Source organism: Sphingobacterium siyangense, assembly GCF_007830445.1.
Classification (GTDB): domain Bacteria; phylum Bacteroidota; class Bacteroidia; order Sphingobacteriales; family Sphingobacteriaceae; genus Sphingobacterium; species Sphingobacterium siyangense.
In genome coordinates, this window is sequence record NZ_VLKR01000064.1 from 1 (window position 1) to 7,738 (window position 7,738).

Annotated in this window: 13 protein-coding genes; all 13 read left to right on the forward strand. The window is 48.5% G+C overall.

All coding sequences use genetic code 11. The features are described 5' to 3' along the window. Positions 1-291: integrase core domain-containing protein (locus IQ31_RS27025; RefSeq protein WP_145331449.1), on the forward strand; the 291-nt coding region annotated here is incomplete at its 5' end. 57 nt (positions 292-348) lie between these two features. Next, positions 349-912, forward strand: coding sequence for a hypothetical protein (locus tag IQ31_RS27030; RefSeq protein ID WP_145331451.1), 564 nt, complete (start codon positions 349-351; stop codon positions 910-912). 38 nt (positions 913-950) lie between these two features. Continuing rightward, on the forward strand, positions 951-1,586 hold the full coding sequence (locus IQ31_RS27035; RefSeq protein WP_145331453.1) for a ParA family protein: 636 nt from the start codon (positions 951-953) through the stop codon (positions 1,584-1,586). Continuing rightward, a complete protein-coding gene (locus tag IQ31_RS27040; RefSeq protein WP_145331455.1) occupies positions 1,583-1,930 on the forward strand; it encodes a hypothetical protein in 348 nt (115 codons plus the stop codon). Before IQ31_RS27035 ends, IQ31_RS27040 begins: the two co-directional genes overlap by 4 nt. Beyond that, positions 1,927-2,247: a hypothetical protein gene (locus tag IQ31_RS27045; protein ID WP_145331457.1), complete on the forward strand. Its 321-nt coding sequence runs from the start codon at positions 1,927-1,929 to the stop codon at positions 2,245-2,247. The genes IQ31_RS27040 and IQ31_RS27045 overlap by 4 nt, the downstream gene beginning before the upstream one ends. A 7-nt stretch (positions 2,248-2,254) precedes the next feature. Further along, the gene (locus IQ31_RS27050) at positions 2,255-2,560 is read left to right on the forward strand and encodes a DUF4134 domain-containing protein (protein WP_145331459.1); all 306 of its coding nucleotides are present in this window, start codon (positions 2,255-2,257) and stop codon (positions 2,558-2,560) included. Positions 2,561-2,601: 41 nt separating this feature from the next. After that, positions 2,602-2,910: a DUF4134 domain-containing protein gene (locus IQ31_RS27055; RefSeq protein ID WP_028069947.1), complete on the forward strand. Its 309-nt coding sequence runs from the start codon at positions 2,602-2,604 to the stop codon at positions 2,908-2,910. Beyond that, a complete protein-coding gene (locus tag IQ31_RS27060) occupies positions 2,907-3,218 on the forward strand; it encodes a DUF4133 domain-containing protein (RefSeq protein WP_145331461.1) in 312 nt (103 codons plus the stop codon). The genes IQ31_RS27055 and IQ31_RS27060 overlap by 4 nt, the downstream gene beginning before the upstream one ends. After that, positions 3,190-5,679: a TraG family conjugative transposon ATPase gene (locus tag IQ31_RS27065; protein WP_145331463.1), complete on the forward strand. Its 2,490-nt coding sequence runs from the start codon at positions 3,190-3,192 to the stop codon at positions 5,677-5,679. Before IQ31_RS27060 ends, IQ31_RS27065 begins: the two co-directional genes overlap by 29 nt. A gap of 107 nt (positions 5,680-5,786) precedes the next feature. After that, complete coding sequence (locus IQ31_RS27070) at positions 5,787-6,338, forward strand: hypothetical protein (protein WP_244294593.1); 552 nt, start codon at positions 5,787-5,789, stop codon at positions 6,336-6,338. After that, positions 6,335-6,994, forward strand: coding sequence for a hypothetical protein (locus IQ31_RS27075; protein WP_145331466.1), 660 nt, complete (start codon positions 6,335-6,337; stop codon positions 6,992-6,994). Before IQ31_RS27070 ends, IQ31_RS27075 begins: the two co-directional genes overlap by 4 nt. Beyond that, a complete protein-coding gene (locus tag IQ31_RS27080; RefSeq protein ID WP_208734398.1) occupies positions 6,991-7,443 on the forward strand; it encodes a hypothetical protein in 453 nt (150 codons plus the stop codon). Before IQ31_RS27075 ends, IQ31_RS27080 begins: the two co-directional genes overlap by 4 nt. Before the next feature lie 18 nt (positions 7,444-7,461). After that, positions 7,462-7,738, forward strand: a 277-nt coding sequence (locus tag IQ31_RS27085; protein ID WP_145331469.1) for a transposase, incomplete at its 3' end; no start/stop codon positions are given.

Genomic DNA, 7,738 nt, shown 5'->3' on the forward strand with positions numbered 1-7,738 from the left:
CAATATGCATGTGATGAGTTTAAGCTTATGCTAAATAAAAACGGTATAAAACAGAGCATGAGCCGTAAAGGTAACTGCTGGGATAACGCTGTAGCTGAAAGCTTTTTCAAAACACTGAAAACAGAATGCATATACCAGCATAAATTTCCTAATAGGGAGCTTGCAAAGCTAGAGGTCTTCAGGTACATTGAAGGATTTTACCACGCCAAAAGGATACATTCTGCAATTGGATATAGAACGCCAAATGAAATGGAAATGTTCTACCGATCAAAACAGAAATTAGCAGCATAAAAAGTCTCCACTTTTAAGTTGCAATTCCATTACGGCAAAAGACAAGGCGCGGTATCATTGGAACAGGTGGACGCAAAAATCGGCACATTCAGTAAAGACATCGGTCGGCTGGCACAGCTCCGTGCGGTCTTTGCCAAGTACCGTGGCCAGTACGATCCGGCAATCGTTCATGTTACGGCTCCGCTGCCCGGTAATAGATCGTCCGCCCCATCGGGCTACACGTCCGCAATGGCGCAGATGCTATCGGACAAATTCGGGTTACAGATCATATTCCACGGTAAGGACGGAAAACCACCATACGGTTATACCGTCATCGACCATTCGAGGAAAATGGTCTACAAGGGCAAAGACCTCATGCCGTTGGCAGAATTTATCGCACCCTCGGAAGCCATTCCCGAAATATCGGCCAAAGCAGAAACTAAAACGGACATAGCTGAACCAAACGAAAAGGAACAGAAAATGCCGTCCGAAGAAACCGCTGCCTATGCCGATCACGAACAGGGAACATCCGAGCAATGGATACCCAATATCCAGATCGACATTTCCGACGACATCGACGACGAAGCGATCCACGGACGCAACCGGAGACGTAAGCGCAAAGCCCGCACAAATACCCGTTGACATCACTTTATCAACAACACCTTTAAAACCCACGCACTATGCTCATACTTATAGGAAACCAAAAAGGCGGGGCAGGAAAAAGTACGCTCACCCTGCTGCTCGCCAACTACCTGACCCAGCAACAGGAACGGCGGGTTACGATACTTGACATGGATTACCAGCAATCACTTTCCGCCAAAGCGGAGAAAGCAAAGATTTTGGAAAATGAACCGCTGTACGAAATCGTACCCGCAGACCTCAGCCATTTTCCGGCAATGCAACGGAAGCTGGGGAAGTCACCGAACGAAATCGTACTGATCGACCTGCCGGGCAAGATGGACGACGATGGTCTGATCCCCATATTTGCCGCCGCCGATGCGGTGATCTGTCCGTTTGCCTTTGACGAATTTTCGGTGGACTCCACATTGCTGTTTGCAATGGTCATCGGCAGGATCAACAAGCGGGCGCCCCTGATCTTCGTGCCGAACCGTATCAAGAACACCGTCAAGTACGAAACACGGACGGAAGTCGAAAATGTCCTGCGCGGTTTCGGTACGGTCGCCCCCGCTCTGCCGGATCGGATCGACTTCCAGCGGGTAAATACGTTCCAGACACCGATCATTCTATATCCCGTTATCCTGCCGCTCTTAGACCTGATCTATGAACAGTACATTGCTAAGGAGGAAACAGTATGAGCGGAATAAAAAGCCTTGCCGACGAGCTTCGGGATTCCTTGCGGAAAGGGAAACCGCCACAGGCAAATGAAATCCCCCCGGCAGAACCACCAAAGGACACGCCAAAGAAAAAAACGGAAACGCTGGAACGCCTGTTTGAAAGTATCCAAAACCATGAACTGACCGGACGTGAACGGTTACTGATCCGTCTGGACGACAAAACCCTTTTCCTGCTCAAACAACTGAAAGTTGCCAAAGGTATCGACATGACCAAGATCATATCTTACAGTCTGCACCAATTTCTAAAAGCCCATCCCGAACTCACCCGATACATCAAAGAACACATTAAAACCCTTGATCTATGAACTGGACACAATTCCTGCTCGGCGTTATCGCCATCTATGGCATTTACTATGCCCTAAACGTACTGTATGACCTGTTTATCCAGCGCCGTGCTCCCAGCGCGGCCGATGGAGGAAACGAATTGACATTTGATGAAGATTCGCCGCCCGAAAGGGTTATCCCCGAACCATCCAAAAGAAAAAACGAACCTATGATAACCGAGGGGAAACCCGTTATCTCGTCCGGCCCCCTGCAATCCACAGGGGGCATAAACCTAAAGCAGCTCGTATCGCTCGTACAGAACGACGTTATCGAGTACACCAAAACCATCCCTTATTAAATCCATTATGCGACCGATCCGCTTTTTGGCAGTATTCCTTACTGTCATTTTTTTTGCCCTGTACGCAGCCGCCCAGCCCGGCCTTGCCGAATTTAGGGAAGTGCGCAAGGAGGTCAATACGTGGTATTACAATTTCTCTGACCTTGCCTTTGTCATCGGTGCCGTGTGCGGACTGCTCGGCGGATTGCGGGTGTACAGCAACTGGCAGTCCGGCAAGCATCACATCGATGCACAGGTCATGGGATGGTTCTTTTCCTGCCTTTTCCTATCGCTCGTCGGCGCCGCACTAAAGGCCCTGTTCGGGGTAAACTAACAATCCAATCATTTTTTATTCACTTTTTATCCATTATTTCTATGACAGTAAACACTAAAAAACTGTTTGCAATGGCCGCGCTTTGCCTTTCCGCGGCCCAATCAACATTCGCGCAAGGTGGTACAGTTGGTATCGATGCCGCCACATCATCATTGACCAGCTACGTAGACCCCATTTCGACGCTCATTCTGGCCATCGGCGCGGTCGTCGGGCTCATTGGGGGAATACGGGTGTACATCAAGTGGAACAGCGGAGATCAGGACATCAACAAGGAATTAATGTCGTGGGGAGGTTCCTGCCTGTTCTTGGTACTCGTGTCGGTGGTCATCAAAGCGTTTTTCGGCGTATGACACACGGGCGTTATCCAATCTATAAGGGGCTGCAAAGGCCCCTTATTTACCGCGGTTTCAAGGGCAAGTTTATCTATTGGGGCATAGGTTCGCTTATCGGTGGTCTGGCCATCGGTGGACTTATCGGCGCACTGACCAACCTGATCCTGGGCGGCTTTGCCACCCTTGCCTTGATGGGTGCAGGACTTGCCTATACATTCTTGAAACAGGGTAACGGTCTCCATGACAAAACCCGCCACCGAGGCGTATTTATCCACCCCGTCCATTTATCGATCAGTTATGAAAACAGAAAGAAAGACAGCCTTTGAATTGCCCTATGTGGGTATCGACCATTATCAGGGAATGTCCATATTGTATGGCGACCGTGGCGATTTTTCTGTCGTGATGCGACTGACCAATCCCGTCTTACAGTATGGTGCCGATCCCGAAGCCTATACCGCTTTCCAACAGGTATTGCTTAACGTCATCAAGATACTTGGCGAGGGGCATATCATCCAAAAGCACGACGTATTCATCAAGCGGAAATACCAGCCCAAACCCGCAACCGAGTTTTTGGAACAGAAATACCAAGAACATTTTGAGGGTCGGGAATATACCGAGATCAGAACCTACCTGACCGTTACCCGTCTGGTCAAAAAAGGGGCATTCTACACCTATGACAAAAAGATACTGGCCACTTTCGGGCAGAACATGGCCAAAGTATTTGACCTACTTTCCGGTGCCGCACTTAACCCCGCATACCTTACCGAAGCGGAAATAAACCGTTTTGTAAACAGGGTGCTCGCCGTAGAATTTGAGCAGCCACACATCACGTTGGACAATCTCCGTTGTGCAGATCGCGAGTTGCGGATCGGTGACCGGGCCGTCCGCTGTATCAGCATGGTCAACACCGATTCGGTTGACCTGCCCGAAAAGATCGGAACCTTTACGGCCAAAAATGAAACGAACGGTATGCGGGATTTTCCGGTGGACAACCTGTTTTTCCTGCACCATGTTCCCGGTTATCGTACCATTATCTATAACCAGCTATTGGAAATACCCAGCCAACAGATCACGCTTGGCAAACTTGAAGTAAAGCGAAAAAGGCATTCGAGCGTACCCGATCCGGCCAACCTCATGTGCGTGGAGGACATCGACCGTTTATTGGTAGACGTGGCACGGGACAACCAGCTATTGGTAAATGCGCACTATTCCATGATCGTATGCGCCGATACGGATAAGATCGACAAAACGGCCAATTTTATCGAAGCCGCCCTGTTCCAACAGGGGATCATTCCATCACGCAATGCTTACAACCAATTGGAACTGTTCCGGTGTGCCTTGCCGGGCGTCGGCGTGGAACTGAAAAAGTACGATTGGTTCCTGACGACGGCCGATGCCGCCCTCTGTTTCTTTTTCAAGGAACGGTTGCCGACCGACGAACCATCGGAGTTTCTGCTAAGGTTTACCGACCGTCAAGGGGTTCCCGTGGCGCTGGACCCATCGGATTTGGTTATGAGGACAGGCCGTATAAAAAATCGAAATCGCTTCGTGTTAGGTAGCAGTGGCACGGGTAAGAGTTATGCCATAAATGCAATCGTCCAACAGTACCTGCAATACAACATGGACGTGGTGATCGTGGACGTGGGGCATTCCTATTCCGGTCTTTGCAGTACCTACGGAGGAAAGTACATCACCTATTCGGAAGAAAAGCCCATCACGATGAACCCCTTTGCGATCAGCGAGGAAGAATACAACATCGAGAAAAAGGATTTTTTGATAACGTTGATCTGTCTGCTCTGGAAAGGTTCCGAGGGTACGGTGGCCACAGTCGAGCGTGACGTAATTTCCAATGTCATTTCAGCGTATTACGCCCATCATTTCGATAAGGCTATCGAAGACCGAGCAGACAAGTTGGACTTCAATTCCTTTTATGAATTTGCGATTCAGAAAATCCCCGATATAAGGAACGAAGAAAGCATTGCTTTTGACGTGGAAGAATTTCGGTTTGTATTAAAGAAGTTTTATCGAGGTGGCGAATATGAAGCGATACTGAACGAAGATGCCGACCAATCGCTATTCAACGAACGGTTCATAGTCTATGAAATTGACAACATACAGAATAACAAGACGCTCCTGCCAATCGTCACGTTGATTATAATGGATCTGTTCGTGCAAAAGATGCGCCACCGGAAGAACCGCCGGAAAACCTTGATCTTGGAGGAAGCATGGCGGGCCATTTCCTCGCCAATGATGGCAAATTTCCTTTTATATCTGAACAAGACCGTACGAAAGTTCTGGGGGGAAATCATCGAGGTAACACAGGAAATCAATGACATTATCGGCAATCCCATTATCAAGGACAGTATCATAAACAATTCCGATACCATCATCCTGCTGCAACAGAACGAGGCCGATTTTAGAAAGGTTGCCGAACTGCTCTCCATCAACGAAGCCGAACAGAAAAAGATTTTCACGATCAACCGCCTTGACAACAAGGACGGACGTGCCCGTTTCAACGAATTTTATATCCGTCGGGGAAATGTCGGGGAAGTGTACGGCGTGGAGGTCAGCATTTACCACCACTTGGCTTTCACGACCGAAAAACCCGAAAAAAGCGCCGTGGAGATTTACGCCAAACATCATGGCAGCTACCCAAAAGCCCTAACGGCGTTCGTCTCCGACATGGAAAAGAGCGGTCTTTTATTGGGCGATTTTGTGCAAAGGGTAAACGAGAACAACGCACCCGCCAGCACACAAAGAGAATATTTTAAACCTGATTTTACATGAAACGAATTATTGCAATAACGATCCTGTCCCTTGCTGTTTTCTACGCAAGGGGACAGATTTACATCGACCCCGCCGTGGCAGCCGCAACGGGCGTCCATGCCGGAGTAATGAACAGCCAGCTTAATGACGTAAACAGAAACCTTACACTTATCCAGCGGGGACAGCTCGCCGTAACAGGGCAGCTCGTGATCGTGAACGATTTGCAGGATAAGATTTACAAAGGGTTAAGCGAAGTGTCCGGCGTTGTCCGTTCCCTGCTCACGGTAAAGGACATTGCCAGCATTTCCCTTGACATCGTTAACGACGTAGAAAAGGCAATGAACATCGCAAGGGGAAATCCGGTACTCCTGCTATTTGCCGAAGCGGGCGCACGGGAATTTAAGACACGTGCGACGAACCTGTCTGCCGAGGTCAGCGCATTTGTGCTGAAAGGTGGAAAGGATAACCTGATGGATGCGGGCGAACGGGCAAAACTGTTGGGCCGGATACGTACCGAATTGACCATCCTGCGAGGCGTGGCCTTTGGGATGCACAGAAGTATGTATTGGGCGAAACAGCGCGGTATCCTTAACTCCCTTAATCCATACGCAGGTTTTATCAATATCGACAAACAGATTGCCGATGACATTATCCGTAATTCAAGATTGCTCAAACGATGAGATACTTTATCCTGACCCTCTTGCTTTTGGTCATCGCTTTGACCAGAGCAAATGCACAGCTCAACGTGGAACTGCTCCACCAATTGGTCGAACACAGCAAAGATGAATACGACCGCCAGATCACCGCAAGAAACAGACAGGCCATAACCTCGGCCAACGAGGAAGTAAACCGAGAAGAAACGGCAAAACTAAAAACCCGCTATCGGCAGTTGCACAGCCGTTTTCAGGTTTTGGGAACAGCATTGCAGGGGCTTAGTATGGGGCTTGAATCCGCCCCAATCGTAACCGAGATCATAAACCAACAAAAAAGGATTATAGGCATCGTTTCCACACATCCCGAATTTCTTTTGCTTGCCATCGATTCAGAAAAAGATATGGCAGAAAAAGCCGTGCAGCTCGCACGCTACCTGACAGGACTTTTTATCAGTATCGGTGACCTTAACCAGATGAAAGCAAGCGACAGGAGAATACTTTACGGACACGTCCTGCAGGAACTTCGGAAGATCGCAGGAGCATCACGGGGACTTGCAGCTACCCTGTACTATTCGACGCGAAAAAAACTGCTCGATTCCCTCAATCCGTTTTCCGGTTATATCAATGAGGACAAGCGTATAGTCGATAATATTTTAAGGCAATTGGAGGAATTTAAACCATGAAAACACAACTCATAATCCTGCTGTTTATCTGTCTTTCAAAGATGACTTTCGCCCAAAGCTATGTGACGATCATCTTTGATGCCAAGCATCTTGCCATCGTAAACGAAAACGGTGCGATCAGGTTGGTTTCCGAACAGGCCCATAACAGTATGCTGGGGAATATCCGCGGACGGATCGATGATATTAACGTCAACCTTTCTTCCGTGGTGCTGGTGCAGAACATGATCCACCGATCATTGACCGAAGTGGATCGGGCCTTGAAATCCGGCCGTTCCGCGCTCCATATTTCAAGGCTTGTTCAGGACATCGCCAACCACAGCACCAAAATGCTCGAAACTGCCAAAGGCGAGCCGTGGTTACTGCTCTTTGCCGAGCACGTCGCCCGCCAGCTCAAAGACAGAGGCATAATGGAGTTGCTACCTTTGAGTGGAGACAGATTTGAAAAATAGATTTAAATTTGTTAACAGATGAAAAGAGTATTTGACGATTCCTTTAAGAAAATGGCAGTAGAGCTTTCTTACAGCAAAGGGTCGGTATTAGAAGCAGCAAAAGAACTGGACATGGATGCCAGTAGATTAAGTAAATGGCGCATGGATCCCAGATATAATGGTGGTACCGTATTGCCTAAAAACGACAAATTGAGTCCTGAAGAGCAAGAAATCAGGGAACTAAAGAGGAGATTACGGGATGCAGAATTAGAGAACGCTATCTTAAAAAAGGCGGTGGCCATCTTTTCCAAGGGAG